Source organism: Paenibacillus sp. Marseille-P2973, from assembly GCF_018101095.1.
GTDB classification, from domain to species: domain Bacteria; phylum Bacillota; class Bacilli; order Paenibacillales; family Paenibacillaceae; genus Fontibacillus; species Fontibacillus vini.
On sequence record NZ_JAGQEH010000001.1, the window covers coordinates 1 to 25,622 of the forward strand.

The window sequence follows — 25,622 nt, forward strand, 5'->3', positions numbered from 1 at the left end:
ATATTACAACCATCACAGGTATCAATGGGGATTAAAAAAGATGACCCCTGTTCAGTACAGGAATCATCTATTGTCTGTTGCCTAAGCCTTCTCTTTTTTAAGTGTCCTTGACAAGGGTACCAGTTTAATCACCTCGGCGGTGCTTTTTTTTATATTCGTGGAATTCCCGTTGCCTTATAGCGCTGCAGCTGTATCCAAGGCGACTTCCATCATCTGGTTAAAGGTGGTTTGCCGTTCTTCCGAAGTGGTCTCCTCACCGGTAAGCAAATGATCGCTAACAGTCAGAATAGTCAGCGCATTGACTCCATACTTGGCGGCAAGAGTATATAGTGCGGTCGTCTCCATCTCTACGCCAAGCACGCCGTATTTCATCAGCAGTTGAGTTACGGTCGTATCGTCCCTATAAAACATGTCCGAACTAAAAATATTCCCGACATGCAGCTTCAATCCTTTTTCCACCCCGCGGTCATAAGCCGCTTTCAAGAGCGGGAAGCTCGCAATCGGAGCGAAGTCGAAGCCGCCGAACACATGACGGTTCATGCTGGAATCGGTGCAGGAAGCTTGAGCCAGAATAACGTCGCGGACATGGACATGCTCCTGCATGCCGCCGCATGTGCCGACGCGAATCAGGTTCTTCACTCCGTAATCCCGAATCAGTTCATTCGCATAAATCGAAATGGACGGAATTCCCATCCCGCTGCCTTGCACAGAGATTCTTTTCCCTTGATAGGTGCCCGTGAATCCAAGCATCCCCCGGACTTCGTTATAACAAATCACGTCGCTTAAATACGTTTCGGCAATATACTTGGCCCGGAGCGGATCCCCCGGTAAAAGAATAGTTTCTGCGATCTCGCCTGGTTTGGCTGCAATATGTACGCTCATGTTATGATCTCCTTCTGTTTTAGATGGCGAATCTACTTCTAGTATATAAGATGTCCTCTTTCCTTGCGAGTATATCCGGTCATTGACGCTGAAAAATCCCCTTCACAAACCGCCGCTTATTGCGACGATCTGCTTAAAGGGGATCCTGTAAAATTTGTGCTATTGCGCGATCTGGTCGCGAATGCTCTGCAAAATTTTCTTCTCCAGCCGCGATACCTGTACTTGCGAGATACCAAGCCGGTTGGCAACTTCGGATTGAGTCTGGTCGCGATAATACCGCAAATATACGATCAGCCTTTCCCTTTCCGATAATCCGTCGATCGCTTCATGGAGCGCCAATTTATCGAACCAGCGTTCCTGCGACTCGTCGGCGATTTGATCCATCAGCGTGATCGGATCCCCATCATTTTCAAATACGGTCTCATGAATGGACGCCGGCGGCTTGTTCGCCTCCTGGGCAAACACGACGTCTTCCGGGGTGACTCCCAGCTCTGCGGCCACTTCCTTTACGGTAGGAAGCCGATTCAATAGCTTGGACAGCTCATCTTTCTTTTTGCGTACCTTATTCGCCATTTCTTTGAGCGAGCGACTTACCTTAAGGGTACCATCGTCACGCAAAAAGCGCTGGATTTCACCGATAATCATCGGAACCGCATAGGTTGAAAATTTCACGTCATAGCTGAGATCGAACTTATCGACCGATTTCAGCAGTCCGATACATCCGATCTGAAACAAATCTTCAGGCTCGTAACCCCGGTTCATAAAACGCTGCACGACTGACCAAACCAGCCGGATGTTGCAGTTTACAAGCCGGTCTCTGGCCGCGGAATCCCCGTTCTGGCTCAGAGCAATCAACCGCTTCACTTCCGTGTCGTCCAAATACTCTCTCGAGGCTTGCTTCACTTCGGCATCCATAGCTCCAACCCCTAATTGTACAAAGCTTTCTTAGATACAATCCTCTTCTTCATCCGGATGGAAGTACCCCCGCCCATCTCGCTGGTGACATCAAATTCATCCATAAAATTCTCCATGATCGTGAAACCCATGCCGGACCGCTCCAGCTCCGGTTTCGACGTAAACAACGGCTGCTTGGCTAACTCCAGATCTTCGATCCCCCTGCCCTTGTCTTCCACCACGAGAGTCACCGTATCGCCTTCGATAGACGCGGAGATCGTAACGATACCTTCCGGATCTTCGTCATATCCATGAATAATGGAATTGGTGACCGCTTCGGAGACCACCGTCTTCAAATCGGTGATTTCATCCATGGTCGGATCCAATTGAGACACAAAGGCAGCGACAGTCACGCGGGCGAACGATTCATTCTCCGACTTAGCGGCAAATTGCAGCGTCATGAAATTGCGGTCGGTCTGACTCATAGGGCGACCTCCAATTCCGAAAGAGCGGTGCTCTCGTTCTCGTAGACGGACATGATCTTGAACAGACCTGACATCTCAAGCAGCCGGTAGACCGGCGGATTTACCCCGCAAACGACCATACGGCCGCCCTTTTGTTTAATCAGCTTGTATCTGCCCAAAATCACTCCGATGCCCGAGCTGTCCATAAACTGCAAAGACTCGAGGCTGAGAACAAGATGGCGGCAGATCCCGCGGCCGATCTCTTCATCCAAAGTCATTCGGACATCGTCCGCCGTATGGTGATCCAGCTCTCCGACTAAACGAACTACAAGTGTTTCCCGGTGTCTTTCCATTTCCATTTTCAAATTCACGTCTGTTCACTCTCCTCCCTGACATGAACACAACAATTCTACAACCCGGTTGTGGATTCCTCCCCTGTGACAAAACTAGAAGAAAACCGCTACGAATCTACAAAAAACAAATGAGAGGCCGTTCGTTTAAACATGGTCCACCAGCCGGCCTTTTTGACGTCGGAAGCCGCCTTCAGTTCAAATTCCGTCAGCGCTTGCCCGTTCTGATAGACAACCAGCTTGCCGATAACTTGCCCCTGTTTAACCGGTGCGGCCAGTTTCTCCGGTGCTTCCAGCTTTTGCGTAATCGAACCCGGCTCGGTTCCCTTCTTGATGAGTACGCTCATCGTCTTGGAAGCAGCGAGTTCCAATTGGGAGGTTTCTCCCTTTGTCACTTTAACCTTGCCGATAATTTCGCCTGCCTTGTAGATCGGATGCAGGGCATATTGGGAAAATGCATAGTCGAACATAGCGGATACTTCGCTGTTCCGTGTCTTCGTGTTCGGTTCCCCGAGAACTACGGCTATCAACCGGAGTCCGTCCCGTTTGGCGGTTGCCGCCAGACAAAATTTAGCCTCCGAAGTATACCCGGTTTTCAGACCGTCCGCCCCGCTATAAAACCGGACCAGCTTATTCGTATTCACCAGCCAGAACGGTTTCTCGGATTGTTTACGGAGGTAGTCCTGATAGGAACCGGTATACTTGGTGATGCCCTCGTATTTCAGCAGCTCCCTGCTCATCATGGCAATGTCATGCGCGGACGAATAATGATTGTCCGCCGGCAATCCGTTGCAATTGGAGAAATGGGTGTCTTTCAGCCCAAGCTCCTTCACCTTGTCGTTCATCATCTGAACGAACGCCTTTTCCGTACCGGCGATCTTCTCGGCAAGCGCGACTGACGCATCATTACCGGAAGCCATCGCTACGCCTTTTAACAATTCATCGACCGTCATTTCTTCGCCGGGCTCCAGAAAGATCTGCGAACCGCCCATAGAGGAAGCATATTCGCTTGCCATAACTTTGTCGGTCATCTTCAGCTTGCCCTTATCAATGGCCTCCATCGTAAGCAGCATCGTCATGATCTTGGTAATGCTGGCCGGTGGCAGCTGTTCATGACTCTTTTTCTCGTAGATTACCGTCCCCGTATCCGCATCGATTAAAACGGCGGATAGGGCGTTCCCGGCCAATGCGATCTCGTCTGCCGCGACTTCCTCATGCGGTCCTCCGTGATTGGCAAACCCGGTGGCAGGCCAAAACTGGAACGCGAGAATCAATGCTGTAAATCCAATTAACAACCGCTTTTTCAACATTAGTCCCCCTTTTCAATAAAAATCAGGATTCTGCTAACCTAGTATGGGCTAATTCTTGTCATATTATTCCTGATAGGGATCATTAAAGAGTTTAGTTGAACGAAAGGGGAGCTAGCGAGAGAAATTAAGATGGGTTCAACCGCCTATGTATTAAAATTTGCATAAAAAAAGGCGCAGGAGTAACTTCACTCCCGCACCTTTGTATCCACGAACCTGTGTTGCTTAAAGCCCCTTATTCCGCTAAAATCTCCGAACGCCTTCCGGCGTTACCAACGCAAACACTAGCGGTCTGCGAGGCACCTTGTCTTCGGATATTCCGTAAGCTTCTCTCACCTTACTGCTCGCCTCTTCCAGACGACTCTCGTACGGAGTATTCAAGTGAAGAACCGCCAGCACTTCGCCGACCTCGACCGGATCGCCGATTTTCTTGCGAAGCGTAAGGCCTGCCGCCAAATCGATCACCGAATCCTTGGTCTCCCTACCAGCTCCGAGGAGCATCGCCGCAATGCCGATTTCTTCAGCTTGAATCGACTCGACGAAGCCGCCTTTCTCGGCCTTCACTTCCACTTGAAGCTCAGCCTGTGGCAATAGTTCGGGGTTCTCGATTTGCGTGATATCCCCGCCTTGGGCTTCTACCAGCATTTTCAGTCTGTCCAGCGCGGTTCCGCTGGCCAGCTTCTCCTGAAGGATCGCCCGTGCAGCTTCTTCCGTCTCTGCCTTGCCGCCAAGAACGAGCATATGGGAGGCGAGAATCAGACAAACTTCCTCCAAGTCCTTCGGCCCTTCTCCGCGCAGCGTCGCAATCGCTTCCTGAATTTCGAGCGCATTGCCGATCGCATAGCCAAGCGGCTGATCCATATCGCTGATGACAGCGATGGTGCTGCGTCCAACCTGGGTGCCGATATCGACCATAGCTTTGGCCAGCCGGATCGAATCGTCCAGCGTTTTCATGAACGCGCCGCTGCCGGTCTTGACATCAAGCACAATCGCATCCGCACCCGCAGCGATTTTCTTGCTCATGACCGAACTGGCGATCAGCGGAATTGAATCCACTGTAGCCGTTACATCGCGCAGGCCGTACAGCTTCTTGTCGGCAGGAGTCATATTTCCGCTTTGCCCGACCACGGAAAGACCGATCTCGTTCACCTGGCGGAAAAACTGCTCCTGCCCCAGTTCCACGGAGAAGCCGCTAATCGCCTCCAGCTTGTCGATCGTGCCCCCGGTATGACCGAGACCCCGGCCTGACATTTTGGCGACCGGTACCCCGGCTGCCGCCACAAGGGGACCAATGACGATCGTTGTCTTATCCCCAACACCACCGGTCGAATGCTTATCAACCTTGATTCCATGAATGGAACTGAGGTCGATCATGTCTCCGGACGCGGCCATGGACAGCGTTAAATCGGCGGTTTCCCGAGCGCTCATCCCTTGATAGTAAACGGCCATTGCCCAGGCTGCCATTTGATAATCCGGGATTTCTCCGTTACTGTAGCCTTTGACCAGGTAACCGATCTCTTCGCCGCTTAGCTCTTGGCCGTCTCTCTTTTTGCGGATCAGATCAACTGCTCTCATCTTCATCTTCACCTCCCGTAATTACATTGCAGGAATAATCGCGAGCACCAGGCTCAGGAATTTCTCCCGGACACGGTCTGTAGTTTCCATAACTTCGTCATGGGACAGAGGCTGGTCCAAAATTCCCGACGCCATATTGCTGATGCAAGAAATTCCAAGCACCTCGAGGCCCGCATGTCTTGCAACGATAACTTCCGATACCGTCGACATGCCGACCGCGTCACCACCTAAAGTGCGCAGCATACGGATTTCAGCCGGAGTTTCGTACGATGGGCCAAGCAACCCCACATAAACGCCTTCCTGAAGTGGAACCCCGTTCTGCTCCGCCGTTTTACGGGCCAATTCCCGCAGTCTGCGGCTATAGGCTTGCGACATGTCAGGGAAACGAGGACCCAGTTCATTATCGTTTTGTCCAATGAGCGGGCTGGTCCCCGTCAAATTAATATGATCCGAGATCAGCATGAGATCGCCCGGCTGGAAGGACGTGTTAATCCCGCCCGCTGCATTCGTAACCAACAGCGTCTGCACCCCGAGTTCTTTCATAACCCGGACTGGAAAAGCCGTCAATTCCGGGCCGTATCCTTCATACATATGGAAACGGCCTTTCATTAGAACAACTGGAGTTCCGTTTAAGGTGCCGATCATCAATTCACCGGCATGTCCCTCCACGGTGGACTGAGGGAAATAAGGGATTTCGTGGTAAGGAATGCTTGTTGCTTCTTCAATATGGTCCGCAAGCACGCCAAGCCCCGATCCGAGGATCAGCCCTACTTTTGGAGTGGTTTTCGTTTTTGAGCGGATATAATCCGCAGCTTCCCGTATCATGCCAATCGTGAGTATCGTAGTCATCGTCATCTCTCCCGTTTCTTATTTCAATAGCTGCAAAAAGCTCTTTCCGTGCTCGCTGGCATGTACGCCGAAATTATCGGCGATCGTCGCCGCCAAATCCGCATAGGTCGCTCTGACGCCAAGGCTTCCCGGTGCGGACAACCCTTTTCCGTAAACGAGCAACGGCACATATTCACGTGTATGATCGGTGCCGGAGTGCGTTGGGTCATTCCCATGGTCCGCCGTAATAACGAGCAGATCGCGTTCGCCGACTTGCGCCAGCAAATCCGGAACCGAAGCGTCAAACTCCTCCAGCGCCCGCGCATAACCTTCCGGATCGCGGCGGTGCCCGTACAAGGAATCAAAGTCGACAAGATTCGTAAACAGCAAGCCGTTGAACGATTCGCCCATTAGGCGAATCGTCTCGTCGATACCATGTCTGTTGCTCTTCGTCGGATAGGAAGCGGTGATGCCTTCGCCGGAGAAAATATCATTGATTTTCCCAACGGAGATCACATCCTTGTCCGCATTTTTCAAAGCGTTCAGGACAGTCGGTTCAGGCGGGCTTACCGCATAATCATGACGGTTTGGCGTCCGCTTGAAAGCTCCCGGCTCTCCGACAAAAGGCCGCGCGATGACGCGTCCAACCGAGTGCTCCGGCTCGAGCGTCAACCGGCGGGCAATTTCGCACGCCCGGTACAATTCCTCCAGCGGAATGATCTCTTCATGGGCTGCGATCTGAAACACGCTGTCTGCGGAGGTATAGACAATCCACGCTCCCGTTTTCATATGCTCTTCGCCGAGCTCGTCCAAAATTTCCGTTCCCGAAGCCGGCTTGTTTCCGATCATTTTCCGGCCCGTTTCCTGTTCAAACCGAGCAACCAGATCGCGCGGGAAACCGTTCGGATACGTTTGGAACGGAGTTTCGATCTTAAGGCCCATCAGTTCCCAATGGCCTGTCATCGTGTCCTTGCCGGACGAAACCTCAGCCATTTTCCCAAAATAGGCCGCCGGTTGCTCCGCCGGAGCAAGTCCGGGAAGTTCCGCTATATTTCCGAGGCCGAGTTTCTGCATATTGGGCAGACGAGTGCCGGGCACCTTCTCCAGAATGTGACCCAGGGTATGGGAACCCTTGTCCCCGAATTTATCAGCATCGGGCAGTTCCCCGATACCTACGCTGTCCAGCACAATCACGGTAATTTTATCGAAGCCGTTCTCATTATGCATGTCTTTCACTCCTTCAATCTTTGCTTGTTAGTTATCCCTGCTTGTCCCAAATCCATTCTCTTTCCCGGCTTATTGCGATGTTGACGATTGACCGGTCCAAGCTTCAACGCTGCCCTTGGCTCTTGGATGAAATTGATCATAAACCGTTTTGATATTGGGACGGGTATGATTAAGGTACATCTGGATCGTGGCAAGATCGGCATGTCCGAGCATCTCCTGCACCGAACGAACATCCGCCCCGCCTTCAAGCAAATGGACAGCGAACGAGTGCCGCAGCGTATGCGGCGTAATTTCTTTGGATATCCCCGCCGCAACGCCGTACTTCTTAATCACCTTCCAAAAGCCCTGCCGACTCATCTTCCCTCCGGAACGGTTTGGAAACAAGGGGTCTTGCGGTCCGCTCGGGCCTAAGCCAGGCCGGACCTCGCGCAAATATCGGCCCACCCAATCCACGGTCACTATTCCAAATGGCAAGATACGTTCTTTGCCTGTATCCCCTGAGCAGCGTAAGAAGCGGACATTCGTATCGATATCTTCCATATTCAGCGAGATCAGTTCGCTCACCCGGACTCCGGTAGCATACAACAATTCAAGCATGGCTTTATCCCTAAGCCCTAGTGGGTGATTGCAGTCCGGCATACGGAGCAGCAGCTCCGTTTCTTCCACCGTTAGCACAGCCGGCAGACTTTTGTCGAATTTCGGCATTTTAACTGTAATAAGTGGATCTTGATCAATGACCCGCTCTTGGAGAAGATACTGAAAAAAGGCCTTCAACGCCACGGAAATCCTCGTAATCGTTGCCGGGGCCTTGCCCTCTTCCCGAAGCGCGGAGAAATAGAGCAGAATTCCCGCTCTGGTAACTTCCCGTAAATCTTCGGTTTCCTTGTCGTGCAAATAGTCCAGAAACTGGCGTATGTCACGTTTATAGCTTTCCAGTGTCGAGTTGCTTAAATCTTTTTGCCCGGCCAAATATGAAATAAAAGAGGCTGCATATCGTTCTATGTTCAGCGCCTCCTTTCGTAACGTCGAATGATGTCTTACCCGTGGCACTCTATTGTTCAATTCCACACATGATCTCATTTCCCTGCTGCCAAAGTCGCTATTCCCCGTACCAAAAAAACAGGATTAACCGTTCTGCCATCGTTTCCGCTTCATGGCCCTCCGCACTCCCGGCAAGGAACACTTTAACGGCGGATCCGTCCGGTACCCGGTATTTATCCAAGGGATAAACATACGCATCAAGTAATCCCAGACCTTTATATAAAGTATAGGCCAATGCGACAAAAACGAGCAAATATTTCAGAGTTCTCAGCATTCTGCGAACCGAGATAACCATAACTCTCCCTCTTTCTTTACCCATTTTCCTATCATTGCAATAGGAGCCTGGACACTATTTGTAACAGTATATAAAGAGAGCTAGGTGTATATGCAGGTTTTGAAGATCCCTCGAGCACGTTAAAAAAAGCCCCTAACGGTCCGGCCGTTCGGAGCTTGCATTCATGTTATTATGATTTCTTGCCGCCGTTACCCGGCTGATCCCCGTTCTTGTCTTTGCAACGGTAGCAAATGCCTTGAAAATCCAAACGATGATCAAGCACCGTAAAATTGAATTCCTTCTCCAGCCGTTCCTCTAATGGACCCAGCCAGTCTTCACGGATTTCGTCCATCGCCCCGCATTGCACGCAAATCAAGTGATGGTGGTGATGCTTGGTCGTATCGGTACGCAGGTCATATCTGGCAACCCCGTCCCCAAAGTTAATCTTCTCAACCACATGAAGCTCGCTAAGCAGCTCCAGCGTCCGGTATACGGTAGCCAGGCCAATCTCGGGAGCCTTATCCTTTACCAGCATGAATACATCTTCCGCGCTGAGATGGTCATCTTCATTTTCTAGCAGAACTCGAACCGTGGCTTCCCGTTGGGGCGTCAATTTATAACCGTGGGATTGCAGCTGCTGTTTAATTTTATCGATCTTTGCTTCCATGTTCTCCCCCCCAGGATTGCCGCAACTTGCGCTATAAATCACTTCTTTCATTATAGGGGGTCCGAATCAACAAAGTCAAACATTTACTGGAGCCTGCGCCGGATGTAAAGCTGGTCCAAGCCGAAGCTAGGAAAATAAATTTGGCAAAAGAAGTTTCTCTATGAATTACTTCACTGCAAGATTCTTAATCTTGCACATCTTTTCAATAGAATCACTACTATATTTGGCATCCTCTCCCGATTTATGATCTTTATGTAAATGATTTATTTCAAAATAATAGAAGGAGGGATTTGAAGTTTTATGGTATCGCTTACATTGGAATTTAGTCAGTAAAAATGTAAATAAGGGTGGTGATGGAATTTAGTGTTGGAGTTAAGCTGCAAAGTTATTTTAAATATGAAAGGAGAATAACATCGTGAAAAGCCAAAGAGTCTTTATCGCGTGGGTTTGCATCGTAACTATGCTTGCCGGATCGTTCCTTGTCTCTTTAGGGTCACCCGCTTCTGTTCACGCAGCAGGCGGCCCCAATTTGGCCGCAGGCAAACCGGTGGCTGAATCCGGACATGCCGATGTATATGCTGCGTCCAATGTAACTGACGGTAACTCAGGTACGTACTGGGAGAGCACGAACAATGCCTTTCCGCAATGGGTACAGGTCGATCTTGGCAACACAATCCGAATTGACCAAGTTGTACTTAAACTTCCGGCCGGATGGGAGAGCCGTTCGCAAACCCTGTCCGTACAAGGCAGCACAGACGGAACAAGCTTCACGGATCTTAAGCCAGCGGCCAGCTATACGTTCGATCCAAACAGCGGGAATAAGTCGACCGTCGATTTCCCGGCAACCGACACACGCTACGTGCGGATCAGCGTAACCGCCAATACCGGCTGGCCGGCGGCGCAGCTCTCCGAACTGGAAGTCTACGGAGCTTTGCAAGCCGAGGCATCGGTTATTCCGGGCAAGATCGAAGCGGAAAACTACAGCGGGATGAACGGAATTGAAACCGAGCCTACCGGGGATAGCGGCGGCGGCCTTAATGTGGGATGGATCCACACCGGCGATTGGCTGGACTATAATGTAAACGTGCAAACCGCAGGTATCTACACCGTTGAGTATCGGGTAGCCAGTAACTCAGGCACGGGTGAGATTCAACTCCAAACCGGCGGAACGACGCTAGCTACCACAGCGATCCCGAACACCGGAGGCTGGCAAAATTGGCAAACCGTTACGGCCACCGTGGCGCTTGGTGCCGGGCCGCAAACGCTTCGCATTTATGCCAGCGGATACGATTTCAATATTAACTGGATCAATTTCACACCGGGCGGAACCCCCGCCGATAATCAGCCACCGACGGCTCCATCCAATCTCGCTTACACACAACCAACTTCGGAAACTGTTCAACTCTCCTGGAGCCCGGCTACCGACAATGTCGGCGTTACCGGATATGACATATTCGCAAACAACCAGCTCCGCGTCAGCGTCAACGCTTCTACGCTGACGTATACGGACCAGCAACCTCCAAACGCGACTGTCACCTATTACGTAATCGCCAAAGATGCCGCAGGCAACGCATCCTCTCCAAGCAACTCAGTAACGCGCAACGGGTCGGACAGCGGCACTGAGAAGAACCTTGCTATCGGCAAGCCGATTACCGCCTCTTCCTCCACCTTCACCTTTGTGGCGGCCAATGCCAACGACAACGATACAAGCACTTATTGGGAAGGCAGCGGACATCCAAGCACACTTACCGTAGACCTTGGAGCCAATGCCAATGTGAGTAAGATCGTAATCAAGCTCAATCCCGCCAGCTCATGGTCAACGCGCACACAGAGTATTCAAGTCCTTGGACATGCTCAAAATTCCACGACTTTCAATAATCTGGTCTCCTCTGCTTCATATACATTTAATCCTGCTTCGCAAAATACAGTGACGATTCCCGTCAATGCGACGGCGAGCAGCCTGCAACTCCGGTTTACGGCCAATTCCGGAGCTCCAGCCGGACAAGTCGCCGAATTCCAGATCTTCGGTACACCGGCTCCAAACCCGGATCTAACAGTCAACGGCATCTCCTGGTCCCCTGCTTCTCCGAGTGAAACCGACGGCATTACGCTGCAAGCCACCGTCCAAAATATCGGTACAGCGGCCGCCTCGGCAACAGATGTGAACTTTTATCTGGACGGCTCCTTGGCCGGAACGGCTTCCGTCGGCCCGCTCGCCGCGGGGGCATCTACCGTTGTCTCTGCCAACGTCGGACCCCGGAACGCCGGTTCATATGAAGTGATCGCCAAAGCAGACGAAGGCAACGTCGTCGTCGAGATCGATAACACGAATAATAATTACACCCATTCCTCCCCGCTCGTAGTCGGTTCGGTTCAAAGCTCCGATTTGATCGGAACAACTTCATGGACACCGAGCAATCCAAGCGCGGGCAACACCGTTACCTTCTCCGTGAACCTCAAAAACCAAGGGAATATCGCTTCCGCCAGCGGAGCCCACAGCATTACAACCGTATTAAAGAACGGAGCGGGCAATACGGTTCAAACTTTTAACGGGGCCTATAACGGGGTTCTGGCTGCGGGAGCGTCCGCCAACGTCGCAATGGGCACCTGGACTGCCGTCAACGGCAGCTATACGGTGACAACAACGATCGCGAGCGATGCAAACGAAGCGGCCATCAAGCAAAGTAATAATATCGGCACGGCCAGTTTATATTCCGGTCGAGGTGCGAATATGCCGTTTACCATCCTTGAAGCAGAAGTCTCCTCGAACGACACAAACGGGACAAGACTGGCTCCGAACTTTACGCCGGGCGACTTTGCCGGGGAGGCTTCCGGGCGATCAGCCGTTTATCTGGATGCCCCTGGTGAATATGTGGAATTTACGCTCACCTCACCGGCTAACGCCTTCGTTCTTCGTAACGCCGTCGCGGAAAACACGACCGGAACGATCAGCATTTATGCAGACGGCATCGACAAAGGAAACTTTACCGTCACATCGAAATTCTCCTATCTCTACGCAACCCCCAGCACGCTTGGGGATCTCGGATACAAAAATTCAGGCTCCAAAGCTTACTGGCTCTACGAAGATGCCCAGTTGCTGCTTGATCAGGTCTATCCGGCCGGGACCAAAATCAAAATCCAGAAGGACGCCGGCGATGTCCCATGGATTTATGTGGATATGATCGAAACGGAAAACGTCGCCCCGCCGGCTTCAAATCCGGATCCGGACAAATACGTCCAGGTTTCCGGGACGAAATCCATTGAGCAGGCGCTGAACGAATTCCGGCAAGATCCCGGCAAGAAAGGAATTTTCATTCCGGCCGGCGAATGGACGATTTCATCAAAAATCTTTTTATACGGTCGAGCTACTGAAATCATTGGCGCTGGTCCTTGGCATACAAAGCTGACAGCTCCTCAGAATCAAACAAACACCGATGTCGGTTTTAATATTAGCTCCGCCGCCAACGGATCTACCATCAAGAATCTGTCCGCTTGGGGCAATTATATCTACAGGGTAGACGGACCGGGCAAATTCATTGACGGGAATGGCATGCAGAACGTTACCATCGATAACGTCTGGGCCGAGCATTTCGTTTGTCTCTATTGGGGAGTGAATTCTTCACATAATACTTTTAAAAACAACCGGATTAAAAATATGTTCGCCGACGGCATCAATATGACAAACGGATCTTCTTACAATATTATCGATAACAACTATGCCCGGGGAACCGGGGACGATTCCTTTGCCTTATTTAGCGCGGTCGATGCAGGCGGCTCGTACAATGTCGGCAATAAATATACTAATCTCACAGCCACAAACGTCAGACGCGCGGCAGCTTTTGCCGTTTATGGCGGTCAAGATAACCTGTTCCAAAACTTGTACGGCGCGGATACGCTGACATACCCCGGCGTTACCATCAGCAGCTTGAGCTTCGGTTATAATACGTTAGGGTTTGGGGCGCTGGATACTGTCATCGACGGAGTGACCTTAGACCGTACCGGCGGGGATTTCTGGACCAGCAACGGAGCCGATGACAAAATAAACGATTACCAAAACTTCGGAGCCATCTGGTTCCATGGCGGCGACAGAGACCTTAAGAACATCCTTGTAAAAAATGTGGACATCAACAATCCGGTATACTTCGGGCTGATGTTCCAGTCCAAGGCTCCGGAAAACCTCCAGATGCAAAATATCCGCCTGGAGAATATCACGATCAATAACCCGACCCGCTATGGCATTAAACTGGTAGCCAAGGCGGAAGACGGGCAAGGACCGGCGGTAGGGTCAGCGAGCTTCACCAATGTAAAAATCAATAATCCGGGGATTACGGCGATTTACGGTGAAAACAAGAGCCCTAATTTCAACGTAATCAGAGTGTCAGGGAATAACTGGTGATTTATTAATTTGGCTCTGTTAAAGTTTAATGTTGATATGACTTATAAAAATGGAAGTTCCCAATTTGCGGAACTTCCATTTCTATAATATTTGCTAGTTAAACTAACGAACCCTTTTACTTTAAGTGTAATTGTTCACAAGATATTAAATAATTATATCTATTTTTTTTCAATCGCCATACGCAAGTTCGAGATAACTCCAATAAGCAATACTAACGAACAAACGATTTTTTCAAAAGGTGTTCCAAACAATTGTTGTATAAATCCAAAAGACCAAAGTACAACAAAAAACCAACATATAACGGTTATTTCTCTTTTGTATTTATATAGTTTAATTCTACCAACAATCAACGTAAAAACTACACCAATAATAGAAATAACGATATTTATAAAAGATATTGGTAGCTGTTCAGCGAATGATTCAGACCTTCCACCATTAACCCATGTGAATGGAATACTTTTGCTTAGAATAAGAAAGTGGATTAAGATAGTCAAAGAGTAAAAAATAATTCCCATAAATACAGCAGTTTTCAAATTAATTTTCCTGAGTTTTTCTAAAATAAAATCACCTCATTTTCTTCCCGTTACAATTTTATTAATCCAGTAATTTACTATTCCTTATTTCTCTTACCGTCTGACAGGTAACAGAAAGTAAGATTTCAGTCTCTTCCGCCAAACCGGCGGAAGGGACTTTCTTATGTGCGGCGCATATAGGCGCGTACTGTCAGCGGTGCGAAGACGACCACGATGGCGGCGGCGCTAACGAGAGAAAGGATGAACTCCGTGCCGATTATACCGGTATTGGCCAGTTCACGGACAGCGCTGACAAGGTGCGAAATCGGGTTGATCTGCACGAACCACTGGAGCCAATTCGGCATGGTTTCCACTGGTACGAAAGCGTTGGAAAGAAACGTGAGCGGGAACAGTACCATCATGGAAATCCCCTGCACGCTTGCAGCCGTACGAGCGATGACGCCGAAAAAGGCAAAAATCCAGCTGACTGCCCATGCACAAACAATAACTAGTAAAGCGGCGATAACGATGAATCCAAAACCGCCCTCGGGACTATAGCCCATGAGATACCCCATAACAAAGGTAAGAACGGTGGCAATCGCATAGCGAATTGTATCTGCGAGTAAGGCCCCCGCCAATGGTGCTATACGGGCGATCGGCAGCGATTTGAACCGGTCGAACACGCCTTTGTCCATATCCTCGCGAAGCTGAACGCCTGTGACGATCGAGGTGCTGATGACCGTCTGCACCAGAATCCCCGGGATGATAATCGGCAAGTAACTTTGTACATCTCCTGAGATGGCGCCGCCAAATATATACGTAAACATTAGAGTAAAAAGAATGGGCTGAAGTGTCACGTCAAACAACTGCTCGGGTGTGCGGCGGATCTTCAAGAGCCCCCGATAGGCCATCGTCAACGAATTACGAAGCGCCTGACCGAAACTTGAGTGATTTTTTAATGGACGCCCGGTATTTTTCATGATCGATGCTTGCTTCATACTCTTACTTCCTCCGCTCTTTTCGATGGTTCTGAAGTTTGTGGACCGATGTTGTTCTCGTTTCCACCTTGACCCGTGATCGTCAGAAATACTTCGTCCAAGGTCGGCTTTTGCACACTAATTTCGGTTAGCCGTATTCCCCGGTTACGAAGAGCTACCAGCAGGTCGGTCACTTGATCGGGATCCGTCAAAGGCGACGTAATCTTGCCGGCTTCCGCCGTTACACTGGCTCGAACATCAAGCACCTGTTCCACAATTTCACGGGCATAGGCGATATCCTGTTCCTGATCGATCCGCAGATGGAGCGCCGAGGTGCCGACGGATGCTTTCAAATCATCCACCGTACCCTCTGCAACAACCTGTCCCCGATCGATCACCGCGATGCGGTCTGCCAGTTGGTCCGCTTCATCGAGGTATTGCGTGGTGAGAAGCACGGTCGATCCTGTGTCCACCAAACGGCGGATCGTATCCCACATTTGCGAACGCGTTCGCGGGTCCAGCCCAGTCGTCGGTTCGTCCAGGAAAATGAGCGGAGGTTGCGCGATGAGACTGGCCGCCAAATCGAGCCGACGGCGCATGCCTCCCGAGAAATGCTTCAGCGGACGTTTCGCCGCTTCGGTCAGACCGAATTCCTCCAGCAGATCACTCGCCTTGCGCCGGGCTTCCGCACTCCCCAGTCCGAGCAATCGTGAAAAGATAATCAGGTTCTCGGTGGCGCTTAACGACTCATCAACCGAAGCGTATTGACCCGTTACCCCGATGAGCTGCCGTACGATATGCGACTCCTTCACGACATCGTGTCCGAAGATACGTGCCTCCCCGGTATCCGGACGCAGCAATGTCGCTAACATGCGAATCGTCGTTGTTTTACCCGCTCCATTCGGACCTAGCACACCGTAAATCGAACCGGCGCGAACGTTCAAGTCAACACCGTCCACAGCGCGGTTGTCACCGAACAGTTTTACAAGCCCCCGAGCTTCGACTGCCCACTCGTCGTTATGTTTTTTGTTCATCCCCACATCTCCAATCCGAATTTATGCTTGAAACAATAACCCGCAAATTTAAACTGAATTTAAACAGGTTCGTGTTCGTATGTTTGAATTATATGGCTTCATAGCCAGCCCCTAAAACCTTCCGGAGGCGGTATTCGGGTCGGTCTGCAGACGGAAAACGTCGGCGTGTATCGTTGAGAATCTTGAGGGAAACAGGCGAATAGCCTCAAATAATTAAAGAAGGCTGCCGAGATTATCTCGACAGCCTGTAAGTGACACTTCATCCACTCTATAGTCAATTCATAAACACAAAAACCTCTCCTGAAAATTGCTAAACAATGATAATGTATTGATGTATGTAGTTTATCGAGGAGGGGTTAGAATGCATTTAAAGAAATACCTTATACTCATAGCGCCATTTCTGATTTTAACATTCATTCTATTCTTCACTCTTTCATATGAAAAAAGGTTTTATGCCTTTATTCCTGTTTTTGCATTTTGGATAACATACTACACCTGGATTTATATTGAGAAAAAAAGAAAAGACGGAGGGAAATGATCAACAGTGAATTATAGACTAGCCACTTCCAATGACTATGAAGATATATTAAAACTGTGGGAAAAGTCGGTGTTTGCAACTCATGATTTTGTTAAATTTGAGGATTTGCAAGATATAAAAGAAGAAATCCCTTCGTATTTACCTCATCTTGACGTGCTGATTTGGTATATCGATGATTTAACCATTGGATTTTCATCCATTAACAACCATCATCTTGAAATGTTATTTTTGGATCCTGATGAAATTGGAAAAGGATATGGAACCCAAATCCTAAGAAAACTTATCAATGACTTCAAAGTAGAATCTGTTGATGTAAATAAGGACAATGAGCAAGCAAAAAGATTTTATCTTAAACATGGATTTATTGTTGTAAGCGAAGATGAAACTGATAGTTCAGGCCGGCCGTATCCTATTCTTCATTTAAAGTTGAAAGAAAAAAATGCTTCTGAAAGTGAAAGTTCACTTCGGAAGCATTCTTGATTCTGAGTATTCGCCGTAAATTCGATTTTTTCATGATTTTTTTTAATCTGGAAGTGCAGTCAAGTCCTGATATACCAGCACTTACAATGCATTCTGCCCGATCATCGGCGTAACCCACGCCATCATCGTTGGGGTAACCCAGGTTTCAAAAGAAGAAACCGCCATAAGCACCGCCGCCATGGTCAGCGTCAGACCGGTATAAGACAGGAACGGACGTGAGACGTTCCCGTTACGGTGGAGCAGCACCCTGCTGCGGATGATCCCCAGAGAAAAGCTCACGGCGGCCACACTGCTGATCAGCAGGGCCGGGATGACGATCAGATTATGCGGAGCGACGGAGACCAGCGCGAACAGCAGCCCTTTCCATGTATATTGGCCGACCAGGCATCCTACGGTAAAACCGATCAACACGCCTTTCAGAAAATCCAGAATCAGAATGCCCGGCAGACCGATCACGGAAAGCCCGAGCAGCCAGATCAAACCGAGCCATTTCAAGTGCAAACCGGCTACTTCCCAGTAGGTTTGAGGCATAAAGCCTTCTCCCCCTTCGTTCACCGATACGAAAAAGTTGCCTAAATAACGGGATAAATCCTGCTGCTGCTCCAACGTCAGCGCATTTACCATCAACGCTCCAAATACGACTCCCATTAAAAATAGTACGCCGACAAATATATAGAGCGGTGTTTGATCCTTTAGAGTGTGGCGGATAGGTTGAAGCATACGGTAGGCCCCCTGTCTTGTTCACGATTAAGCTTATACTAATCTATGAACAAGCCTTATTTGGTATGCTATATTTCCGTCACTTCTGCGTTTTGGAGACTTTGCCGTAAATTCCGCCGCCGCCCGATTCAAGCTGAAGCTTACCGGAGCGTGCCGCAGCGATTTTACCGGCCAATTCCTCGCCGACAACGCCGGCAAGAGCGGTCTCAGGTACCTGGTGCAAAATGTTCATCTCCGTGCCAAAAGACTTCAGCAAGAGCTCCAGCTTGGCCGGACCCAAACCGGGGATGAACTCAAGCGGCACCTGGTAATGGTATGCCGGGCGATGGCTCGGCACTTGCGGCGCAGTGCGGTCTGCGATCGAGATGATCCGGTCCAGCACGCCTCGGACGAGCTTCGGACTTCCGCAATAAGGGCAGCGCTCGACGGCCGTTTCCGATTCGTCAATAATGTAGCTGCAACCCCCGCAATAAGTTCTATGGTATTTCCCCAGCCGGGGATTCAGTCCATAATTTCCGGCAACCTTTCTGCCCTCGGCGCCTTTTAGCGCCTTTTCGAATTCCCTGTAGTTCGGCTCCCGCAGGATCAGCTCGTTGTATTCCCGCCCGATTTTACCAAGCGAATGGGCATCCGAATTGGTCAGAATCGTATAGTTGTCCAGTTCGCTGATCCATCCCGCCATCTCGTGGTCTGCACTAAGGCCAAGTTCAACGGCGCTGATCAGATCCGGGTCAAGCACATGGTCCAACCGGGGAGCACAGCTGCCATAAATACTCCGATGAGGCGTGAAAATATGCGCCGGAATCACCATACCGCCTCTGGCATATACCTCTTCCTGCAAAACCTTGGCCGGAGCGTATACCCGCTGGGAGCTGAGCGTAATATTTTTCATTCTTTTCTCCAGCCAGCCGGTAAAGGAAGTCATTGTGTCAAGATCCGGGAAGAACACCAGCAAATGGGCCGGCCCCATGCCGGGTTCGCGAATTTCCAACTCACTGCCGAGCAAAATGGTAGTTCCTTTGTAAGCAATCCCGCCCTCTTGTAATTCCTCCATTTCTCCGGTTTGCAGGCTTAACCTGATATCCTCCTGAACCCCCGGTGAGTGGCAGTCGATAATACCGACCAGATTGATCCCTTTACGATCCGCCGCCTCCTTTGCGATATTCGCAAACGTCAAATCCCGGCTTCCGCTTATTTTGACCGGCGCCCCTTGTCCGGTTCTTCCGATATGAATGTGCAGGTCCGCGAAAAAGGACGACAGTTCGCTATTCATCATCGTCATTTCCGTCCTTGCTCCGTTGTTTGTGCAAGCTGAAGCTGCCAGATATATGCCGCCAAAATCGTTTTGGCATCGGCAATCCGGCCTTCCGCTATATACTGCTGCACCTCATCGAACGAGGCTTCGATAACCTCCAGAAACTCGTCCTCATCCGGTGTCATTTCTCCTGCCGTCAAATCCTCAGCCACATACAAATGGATGATCTCGTCCGCGAAACCCGGAGAGGTATAAAAAGAATGCAATTTCGTAATTTTACCGCACCGGTATCCCGTCTCTTCTTGCAGTTCCCGTTTTGCCGCCTCCATGGGATCTTCATCTTTCTCCAGCTTGCCCGCCGGAATCTCCAATTCGCAGCGAGCCATCGCCTGCCGATACTGGTCCACAAGCAGCAACCGTCCATCCTTCACCGCCAGTACGGCCACGGCCCCCGGATGGCGCACTATTTCGCGCTTCGCCTCTGTTCCGTCAGGCAGTTCTACCGTATCGATTTGCAAAGAAATCACTTTACCGCTGAATACCGGCTCGGTGGAGATTGTTTTTTCCTGCAATTTCTCGTTTGTCATTTCAAATCATCCTCCCTGTCATAACTTGTCCGTTTCGAACATATGGTGTTATTATACCAAACCTGCAGAAAAGGAGCAGTTCCATGAAAAGTCATTTTTCCAGCAATGTGATGACCGCAAGAGGCAAAGCCTGGCAAGTTCGAATTCTACTGTCCCAATGGAAAAAAGAAGCTGGCGGAAGCACTAAAGTCAAAGACTTCATTCAACTGCATAGCTCCGGCTTAAAATAAATCGACTTGAATCGACAACATTAGTGTTCAAACGATATACAGATGGTTAATGGTTAAAGGGGTGAATTTGAAGTCTATGTGGAAAGACGAAGAAACAAATCATTCGGTTTCCGTTTCGCTTGGTGACGATATATCTTTTCTAAATTTGGAGCACCTCATCCGTTGCGGAGAGCATAAACAAGCCTTAGATACAATTCTGGAATGGAAAAACAACGATCGGCCATTCTCCGAAGAATTTGCGGAATCATTGGAGCAGCTTTCGCTTTTGGCCCGTTTATGCCTGGGAGATGTCTCCGTCCAGTCCTTGCCTCATTCCGGAGCCAACACCTACGAATTAATCTCCGCCCTCATTCAGCGTTCCGTCCAGCTGGGTCTGTTGGATCTTGCAGACGAATTAGCCGGAGGTAACGATACATACGATACTTACCAACATTGCGAATTAATTATCTCACTATATACTGAAGGTTACGTGGAACGAGCAAAGTCCAAGTTAATGCAGCTGAATGCTACAATGTTGAAGGAGGCACAACCTCCCTTTACACGTCCCGCTTATATTTTGGGTGAAATACTGCATGACGAAGGTCGATTCGAGGAAGCTGCCGCCATCTTTGAACGGCTTGCCGAACAATTTCCGGATTTGGCAAAGGCACGTTTTGCCGCAAGCTCATGCTATTTACATACGACGATGCACCGACTAATGGGACGCATAGAACTTTATCGCCCCGGAGAAGAAGAACAGCTCAGGATTGAGAAGTATTTGAACGATATTTCCGAGGCCCTGAACATTGTTCACAGTACGAATTGGCATACAAGCTGGAGCCCCGCTCAAAGCCGGAACCTCCCTCCTCAGCCGTCTAAAGTTATTCATTAGCGAAATACAATAGGTTAAATCATAACAGCCGCCAATCAGCGAATAGCTAACTGGCGGCTGTTTGTAACTTAAATGAAGCGATTCATTAATTGACTTTCAGGGACTGAGCGACAATTTCCAAAGCATATTCAGCCACTTTTACAATGTCGGCAGCTTTGATCCGCTCTTCGGTGGTGTGGATATTTTCGTATCCGACCGCCAGGTTGACGGTTGGAATGCCGAAACCGTTAAATACATTGGCATCGCTGCCGCCGCCAGAAATGAAGGTGCTGCCTGACAGCCCAAGCTGAACGGCCGCTTTTTTCGCCAGAACGACTACATCGTCGTCATCGTTAAAGTGGAATGCCGGATAGGCAAGATCGCTGCTGAATTCAAATTTCGTTCCATACTCCCGGCAGACCGCTTCAACCGCTTCCTTCATGCTCTCGATCTGCTTGTTGATTTTCTCAAGCGAGGTGCTCCGGGCTTCCGCATACAGTTTAACGTAATCCGGAACGATATTCGTCTCGCCCCCGCCTTCGAATTTTCCGATATTCGCGGTTGTCGTCTCATCGATCCGCCCCAAATTCATTCTGGCAATCGCTTTGCCCGCTACCTGGATCGCGCTGATGCCATCCTCCGGATTTACGCCGGCATGCGCCGATTTGCCGTAAATCTCAATATCGATTTGTGCGCGGGTTGGCGCCCCGATGCAAATGGAACCCACTTCCCCATTGGAATCGATCGCGAAGCCGTACTTCGCATCCAGCTGGCCGGCATCCATCGCTCTGGAACCGGTGAGCGCGGACTCTTCTCCTACTGTAATGACGAATTGAATTTGTCCATGCGGCAGATTGTTCTCCCGCAGCACCTGAATAACTTCAAGCAAAGCCGCAACTCCCGCTTTATCGTCCGATCCGAGAATGGTCGTACCGTCGCTGCGGATCCATCCGTCTTCGCTTACGATTGGTTTGATTCCGTTTCCTGGAGCTACCGTGTCCATATGGCAGGTAAACAAAAAGGGAGCTGCGGAAGATCCCGAATCTCCGCTAGCTTTCAGTGTTGCAATCAGGTTCCCTGCCGCGTGGCCGGTCCGGGATGCGGAGTCATCCTCCACAACATCAAGCCCAAGCTCCGTGAACTTGGCTTTCAGCATGTCCGCAATTTGACGCTCATGTTTGGTTTCGCTATCGATTTGCACCAGTTCCAGAAACTGGGCAATCACTCTGTCCTTGTTGATCACTGGACTTTCCTCACTTTCATTTTTACGATAAAATAAGATAGACTGTTCAAAATCAATCCAAGAAGGAGTTATATACATTATGCAAAGAAAGTGGCTTAAAGTCGTTGTATATTTAATGCTGTTCGCGATGGTAGCTTCTACACTACTTGCTTTATTGGAACCTATTTTCCTTCGCTAAACCAGGTTTAAAGATCCGGAATAGCCAAACAGGTCATTAAAATAAGGGACAATCCCCTCTGCGGCCTGCTCTACCGTGAAATTACGTCCGGTAACATCCTCCAGGGAAGTAACGCCGTATTCCTGAATGCCACACGGGATTATTCCCCGAAACCCTTCTTCCTGAATCCCCTGCTTGACGTTAAAGGCAAAGCCATGACTCGTTATAAACCCTTTGCGGTGGCGGCATTTATTGAATTTCACGCCGATAGCGCAAATTTTTTCGTCCCCGACCCAGACGCCGGTATATTCCGGCTTTCTTGATCCTTTAATTCCGTATGCTCCCAAGTAATCAATGATAACCTGTTCCAGGTCCCGCAAGTACCCGTGCAGGTCAAGCCCTTTACTGCTGTCGAGCCACAGTAACGGATAACCGACAAGTTGACCGGGACCGTGGTATGTAATATCCCCGCCCCGGTCGATTTCAAACAGGGAAATGCCCCGTTCGCGAAGCTGGTCGGGCCCAAGGAGCAAATGCTCGGGATGCCGCTGCGAGCCGATCGTATAGGTCGGCGGATGCTGAAGAAGCAGCAGGTGTTCCTCCTGCTGCTGTTCATCCATCGCTTTTACAATTTGCTTTTGCTTGTCCCAAGCTTCCCCGTATTCCATTTCTCCGATATATGAGATGCTAATGGATTTCGTCATGCTGATTTTGTCCTCCAAATCAATAGACTTGAGTGTCCAGGGAGTAGCTCTCCATATTATCTTTAACCCGCTGCATAAAACGTCCGCAAATGACGCCGTCCAGAATCCGGTGATCCAGCGACAGGCACAAGTTGGCCATCGAGCGAACCGCGATCATATCGTTGATGACGACCGGCTTTTTCACAATGGATTCAAAAGTCAGAATCGCAGCTTGCGGGTAATTGATGATCGGCTGGGTCAAAATAGATCCGAAGGATCCGGTATTGTTCACGGTAAAGGTACCGCCTTGCATATCGTCCAGCTTCAGCTTACCGGCACGCACCTTGGTGGCAAGCTCATCGATTTCACGAGCCAGACCTGCGATGTTCTTCTGATCCGCTTTCTTGATAACCGGCGTCAGCACGGAATCTTCCGTACCTACAGCCAGAGAAATATTAATGTCCCGCTTCACGATAATTTTGTCAACGGCCCATACCGAATTCATGATCGGATAATCTTTGATGGCGCTGACTACCGCTTTAAGCAAAAAGGCGAGGTAGGTCAGGTTGACGCCTTCCTTTTTCTTGAACTCGTCTTTAATTTTGTTCCGCAGTTGGACCAGATTGGTCACGTCGACCTCGATCATCATCCAGCCATGAGGAATTTCCGAGACGCTTTGGCGCATCCGGGTTGCGATCGTATTGCGGATCGGGGTTACGTCGATAAAATACTCCGAGCGGTCCCCGCCCTCTACCTCGATCGTCGGAATCCGCGGCGTTTCGGTCAAATGCAGACCGGAATGGCGGACAGGCTCGAAGGCTGCGCGGCTCAAGTCCGCTGAAATGCCGCCGGGACTGGACGTCGGTACGGCAGGTTGCTGAGCTTGAGGCTGTTGAGCCGAAACGGATTGCGCTTGCTGCGTCGGCGCTTGCGCCACAGGGGCCGAAGATCCGGCTCCGCCGTTTTCGAGATAATTCAATACGTCTTTCCGTGTAATGCGGCCGCCCAAACCGGTTCCCGGTACGTTGCGCAAATCAATGTTATGCTCCGCGGCCATCGTTTGTACGGCCGGAGAGTAACGGCTCCGTTGCGACTGATCCGAGGATGCCGAAGCAGTTGACGCAGCAGCCGGGGTTCTAGCCGCTGTCTGAGAATGGCCTCCTGCAGCAGTTGAAGGAGCGGAGTCCGCAGACTCCGTTTCAATCCGGCAAATGACCGTACCGACCGAAATCTCCTGGCCTTCCTCCGCAAGCAATTCGCCCATGATACCGTCCAGAGTGGACGGAATCTCGGCATTAACTTTATCCGTGATGACTTCACAGATCGGTTCATATTGTTCTACTCTGTCGCCCGGCTTCTTCAACCATTTGCCGATTGTAGCCGATACAAGCGATTCCGCAAGCTGCGGCATAAGGACATCGGTTAATTGTTTATTGGATGACATATTTACTCACTCCCATTTGTTAAAAAAGCGCCAATTGCGTCATAGCTTCTTTAACTTTATCCTTGCTCAGCATAAAGAATTTTTCCATCGGCGGACTGATAGGCATCGCCGGTACGTCCGGACCGCAAAGTCTTTGGATCGGCGCATCCAGCTCGAACAGGCACTCTTCGGAGATGATCGCCGCCACTTCGGCGCCGACGCCGCCCGTTTTATTGTCCTCATGAACAATAAGTACCTTGCCAGTCTTGCGAGCGGCTGCAATAATCGCTTCGCGGTCGAGCGGCTGGATCGTGCGAAGATCCAGAATGTGAGCGCTGATTCCTTGCTCGGCTTCCAGCTCAGTTGCTGCCTGCATCGCAAAGTGCAACGGCAAACTATAGCCGATCACCGTGATATCAGTACCTTCGCGTAATACATTTGCTTTACCGATCGGCACGATGTAGTCGTCTTCCGGTACGTCTTCCTTAATCAGCTTGTAGCACTTTTTATTCTCAAAGAACAGGACCGGATCCGGATCCCGGACAGCCGCTTTAAGTAATCCTTTGGCATCGTAGGCCGAATAAGGAGCGACGATCTTCAATCCCGGTGTCCCGAAAAAGATCGACTCCGGACACTGCGAGTGGTACAACCCGCCGAATATCCCGCCGCCGATCGGTGCGCGGACCACGACAGGGCAGTTCCAATCGTTATTGGAGCGATAACGGATTTTGGCCGCTTCGCTAATAATCTGATTTGTAGCCGGAAGCATGAAATCGGAGTACTGCATTTCGGCAATCGGCTTCATGCCGTACATCGCGGCACCGATGGCCACGCCGGCAATGGCCGATTCCGCAAGCGGAGTATCCATCACGCGCAGTTCACCGAACTGTTCCTGTAACCCTTTGGTGGTCGTAAATACGCCGCCTTTTACACCGACGTCTTCCCCAAGTACAAATACGTTCTCGTCCCGCTCCATTTCTTCCTTCATCGCGAGACGGATCGCATCGATATATTCCATTACCGGCATG

At 50.1% G+C, this 25,622-nt stretch carries 27 protein-coding genes; 6 read left to right on the forward strand and 21 right to left on the reverse strand.

Annotated features, from left to right (window positions below):
- On the forward strand, positions 1-85 hold an 85-nt coding region (locus tag KB559_RS00005), incomplete at its 5' end, for an IS3 family transposase (protein WP_211020181.1).
- An 89-nt stretch (positions 86-174) separates the two neighbouring features.
- Here the strand turns inward: KB559_RS00005 and deoD are convergent.
- From deoD to fur, 11 genes are all read right to left on the reverse strand, one after another.
- Positions 175-882, reverse strand: a complete 708-nt coding sequence (deoD, locus tag KB559_RS00010; protein ID WP_211019549.1) for a purine-nucleoside phosphorylase — start codon at positions 880-882, stop codon at positions 175-177.
- Between the two features lie 159 nt (positions 883-1,041).
- The gene (gene sigF, locus KB559_RS00015) at positions 1,042-1,797 is read right to left on the reverse strand and encodes an RNA polymerase sporulation sigma factor SigF (RefSeq protein ID WP_211019550.1); all 756 of its coding nucleotides are present in this window, start codon (positions 1,795-1,797) and stop codon (positions 1,042-1,044) included.
- A gap of 11 nt (positions 1,798-1,808) precedes the next feature.
- A complete protein-coding gene (spoIIAB, locus tag KB559_RS00020; RefSeq protein ID WP_211019551.1) occupies positions 1,809-2,261 on the reverse strand; it encodes an anti-sigma F factor in 453 nt (150 codons plus the stop codon).
- Complete coding sequence (gene spoIIAA, locus KB559_RS00025) at positions 2,258-2,611, reverse strand: anti-sigma F factor antagonist (protein ID WP_211019552.1); 354 nt, start codon at positions 2,609-2,611, stop codon at positions 2,258-2,260. Before spoIIAA ends, spoIIAB begins: the two co-directional genes overlap by 4 nt.
- A gap of 89 nt (positions 2,612-2,700) precedes the next feature.
- The gene (locus KB559_RS00030) at positions 2,701-3,897 is read right to left on the reverse strand and encodes a D-alanyl-D-alanine carboxypeptidase family protein (protein WP_247681485.1); all 1,197 of its coding nucleotides are present in this window, start codon (positions 3,895-3,897) and stop codon (positions 2,701-2,703) included.
- 243 nt (positions 3,898-4,140) lie between these two features.
- A complete protein-coding gene (locus KB559_RS00035; RefSeq protein WP_211020183.1) occupies positions 4,141-5,472 on the reverse strand; it encodes a pyrimidine-nucleoside phosphorylase in 1,332 nt (443 codons plus the stop codon).
- Positions 5,473-5,493: 21 nt separating this feature from the next.
- The gene (locus KB559_RS00040; protein ID WP_211019554.1) at positions 5,494-6,321 is read right to left on the reverse strand and encodes a purine-nucleoside phosphorylase; all 828 of its coding nucleotides are present in this window, start codon (positions 6,319-6,321) and stop codon (positions 5,494-5,496) included.
- 18 nt (positions 6,322-6,339) lie between these two features.
- Complete coding sequence (gene deoB / locus KB559_RS00045; RefSeq protein WP_211019555.1) at positions 6,340-7,527, reverse strand: phosphopentomutase; 1,188 nt, start codon at positions 7,525-7,527, stop codon at positions 6,340-6,342.
- Between the two features lie 69 nt (positions 7,528-7,596).
- Entirely contained in the window at positions 7,597-8,607 is a 1,011-nt protein-coding gene (gene xerD / locus KB559_RS00050; RefSeq protein ID WP_211019556.1) for a site-specific tyrosine recombinase XerD, read from the reverse strand.
- 19 nt (positions 8,608-8,626) lie between these two features.
- A complete protein-coding gene (locus tag KB559_RS00055; protein WP_211019557.1) occupies positions 8,627-8,863 on the reverse strand; it encodes a DUF4227 family protein in 237 nt (78 codons plus the stop codon).
- A gap of 169 nt (positions 8,864-9,032) precedes the next feature.
- Positions 9,033-9,509, reverse strand: a complete 477-nt coding sequence (gene fur / locus KB559_RS00060; RefSeq protein WP_211019558.1) for a ferric iron uptake transcriptional regulator — start codon at positions 9,507-9,509, stop codon at positions 9,033-9,035.
- Between the two features lie 460 nt (positions 9,510-9,969).
- Here fur and KB559_RS00065 point away from each other — a divergent pair, with 460 nt between their 5' ends.
- Positions 9,970-13,905 carry a discoidin domain-containing protein gene (locus KB559_RS00065; RefSeq protein ID WP_211020185.1) on the forward strand — a complete coding sequence of 1,312 codons (3,936 nt, stop codon included), beginning with the start codon at positions 9,970-9,972 and terminating at the stop codon, positions 13,903-13,905.
- 158 nt (positions 13,906-14,063) lie between these two features.
- Here KB559_RS00065 and KB559_RS00070 read toward each other — a convergent pair whose 3' ends face one another.
- From KB559_RS00070 to KB559_RS00080, 3 genes are all read right to left on the reverse strand, one after another.
- The gene (locus KB559_RS00070) at positions 14,064-14,438 is read right to left on the reverse strand and encodes a hypothetical protein (protein ID WP_211019559.1); all 375 of its coding nucleotides are present in this window, start codon (positions 14,436-14,438) and stop codon (positions 14,064-14,066) included.
- A gap of 161 nt (positions 14,439-14,599) precedes the next feature.
- Complete coding sequence (locus tag KB559_RS00075; protein WP_211019560.1) at positions 14,600-15,415, reverse strand: ABC transporter permease; 816 nt, start codon at positions 15,413-15,415, stop codon at positions 14,600-14,602.
- Complete coding sequence (locus KB559_RS00080; protein ID WP_211019561.1) at positions 15,412-16,428, reverse strand: ATP-binding cassette domain-containing protein; 1,017 nt, start codon at positions 16,426-16,428, stop codon at positions 15,412-15,414. The genes KB559_RS00075 and KB559_RS00080 overlap by 4 nt, the downstream gene beginning before the upstream one ends.
- Positions 16,429-16,972: 544 nt before the next feature.
- Between KB559_RS00080 and KB559_RS00085 the strand changes: the two genes are divergently transcribed.
- Positions 16,973-17,446, forward strand: a complete 474-nt coding sequence (locus KB559_RS00085) for a GNAT family N-acetyltransferase (RefSeq protein WP_211019562.1) — start codon at positions 16,973-16,975, stop codon at positions 17,444-17,446.
- An 81-nt stretch (positions 17,447-17,527) separates the two neighbouring features.
- Here the strand turns inward: KB559_RS00085 and spoIIM are convergent, their stop codons facing one another.
- From spoIIM to KB559_RS00100, 3 genes are all read right to left on the reverse strand, one after another.
- Positions 17,528-18,166 (reverse strand): stage II sporulation protein M, encoded by a 639-nt coding sequence (gene spoIIM / locus KB559_RS00090; RefSeq protein WP_211019563.1) that lies wholly within the window; start codon positions 18,164-18,166, stop codon positions 17,528-17,530.
- Positions 18,167-18,245: 79 nt separating this feature from the next.
- Positions 18,246-19,439 carry an endonuclease Q family protein gene (locus KB559_RS00095; protein WP_211019564.1) on the reverse strand — a complete coding sequence of 398 codons (1,194 nt, stop codon included), beginning with the start codon at positions 19,437-19,439 and terminating at the stop codon, positions 18,246-18,248.
- A gap of 5 nt (positions 19,440-19,444) precedes the next feature.
- Positions 19,445-20,008 (reverse strand): NUDIX hydrolase, encoded by a 564-nt coding sequence (locus KB559_RS00100; RefSeq protein ID WP_211019565.1) that lies wholly within the window; start codon positions 20,006-20,008, stop codon positions 19,445-19,447.
- 83 nt (positions 20,009-20,091) lie between these two features.
- On the opposite strand from KB559_RS00100, the gene KB559_RS00105 reads away from it, so the two are divergent.
- Both KB559_RS00105 and KB559_RS00110 read left to right on the forward strand, forming a co-directional pair.
- Positions 20,092-20,238 (forward strand): Z-ring formation inhibitor MciZ, encoded by a 147-nt coding sequence (locus tag KB559_RS00105; protein ID WP_211019566.1) that lies wholly within the window; start codon positions 20,092-20,094, stop codon positions 20,236-20,238.
- A 76-nt stretch (positions 20,239-20,314) separates the two neighbouring features.
- The gene (locus KB559_RS00110) at positions 20,315-21,109 is read left to right on the forward strand and encodes a hypothetical protein (protein WP_211019567.1); all 795 of its coding nucleotides are present in this window, start codon (positions 20,315-20,317) and stop codon (positions 21,107-21,109) included.
- A gap of 85 nt (positions 21,110-21,194) precedes the next feature.
- On the opposite strand, the gene KB559_RS00115 is transcribed toward KB559_RS00110, so the two are convergent.
- A complete protein-coding gene (locus KB559_RS00115) occupies positions 21,195-22,331 on the reverse strand; it encodes a M20/M25/M40 family metallo-hydrolase (RefSeq protein WP_348772871.1) in 1,137 nt (378 codons plus the stop codon).
- Between the two features lie 79 nt (positions 22,332-22,410).
- Here KB559_RS00115 and prli42 point away from each other — a divergent pair, with 79 nt between their 5' ends.
- The gene (gene prli42 / locus KB559_RS25340; protein ID WP_280520358.1) at positions 22,411-22,509 is read left to right on the forward strand and encodes a stressosome-associated protein Prli42; all 99 of its coding nucleotides are present in this window, start codon (positions 22,411-22,413) and stop codon (positions 22,507-22,509) included.
- On the opposite strand, the gene lipB is transcribed toward prli42, so the two are convergent.
- The 3 genes from lipB to KB559_RS00135 are packed head-to-tail and all read right to left on the reverse strand — an operon-like array spanning position 22,506 to position 25,621.
- Positions 22,506-23,192 carry a lipoyl(octanoyl) transferase LipB gene (gene lipB / locus KB559_RS00125; protein WP_211019569.1) on the reverse strand — a complete coding sequence of 229 codons (687 nt, stop codon included), beginning with the start codon at positions 23,190-23,192 and terminating at the stop codon, positions 22,506-22,508. The two genes, prli42 and lipB, sit on opposite strands and share 4 nt — an antisense overlap.
- Positions 23,193-23,211: 19 nt before the next feature.
- Positions 23,212-24,615 (reverse strand): dihydrolipoamide acetyltransferase family protein, encoded by a 1,404-nt coding sequence (locus tag KB559_RS00130; protein ID WP_211019570.1) that lies wholly within the window; start codon positions 24,613-24,615, stop codon positions 23,212-23,214.
- 19 nt (positions 24,616-24,634) lie between these two features.
- A complete protein-coding gene (locus tag KB559_RS00135) occupies positions 24,635-25,621 on the reverse strand; it encodes an alpha-ketoacid dehydrogenase subunit beta (RefSeq protein ID WP_211019571.1) in 987 nt (328 codons plus the stop codon).
- Between the last annotated feature and the right edge of the window lies 1 nt (position 25,622).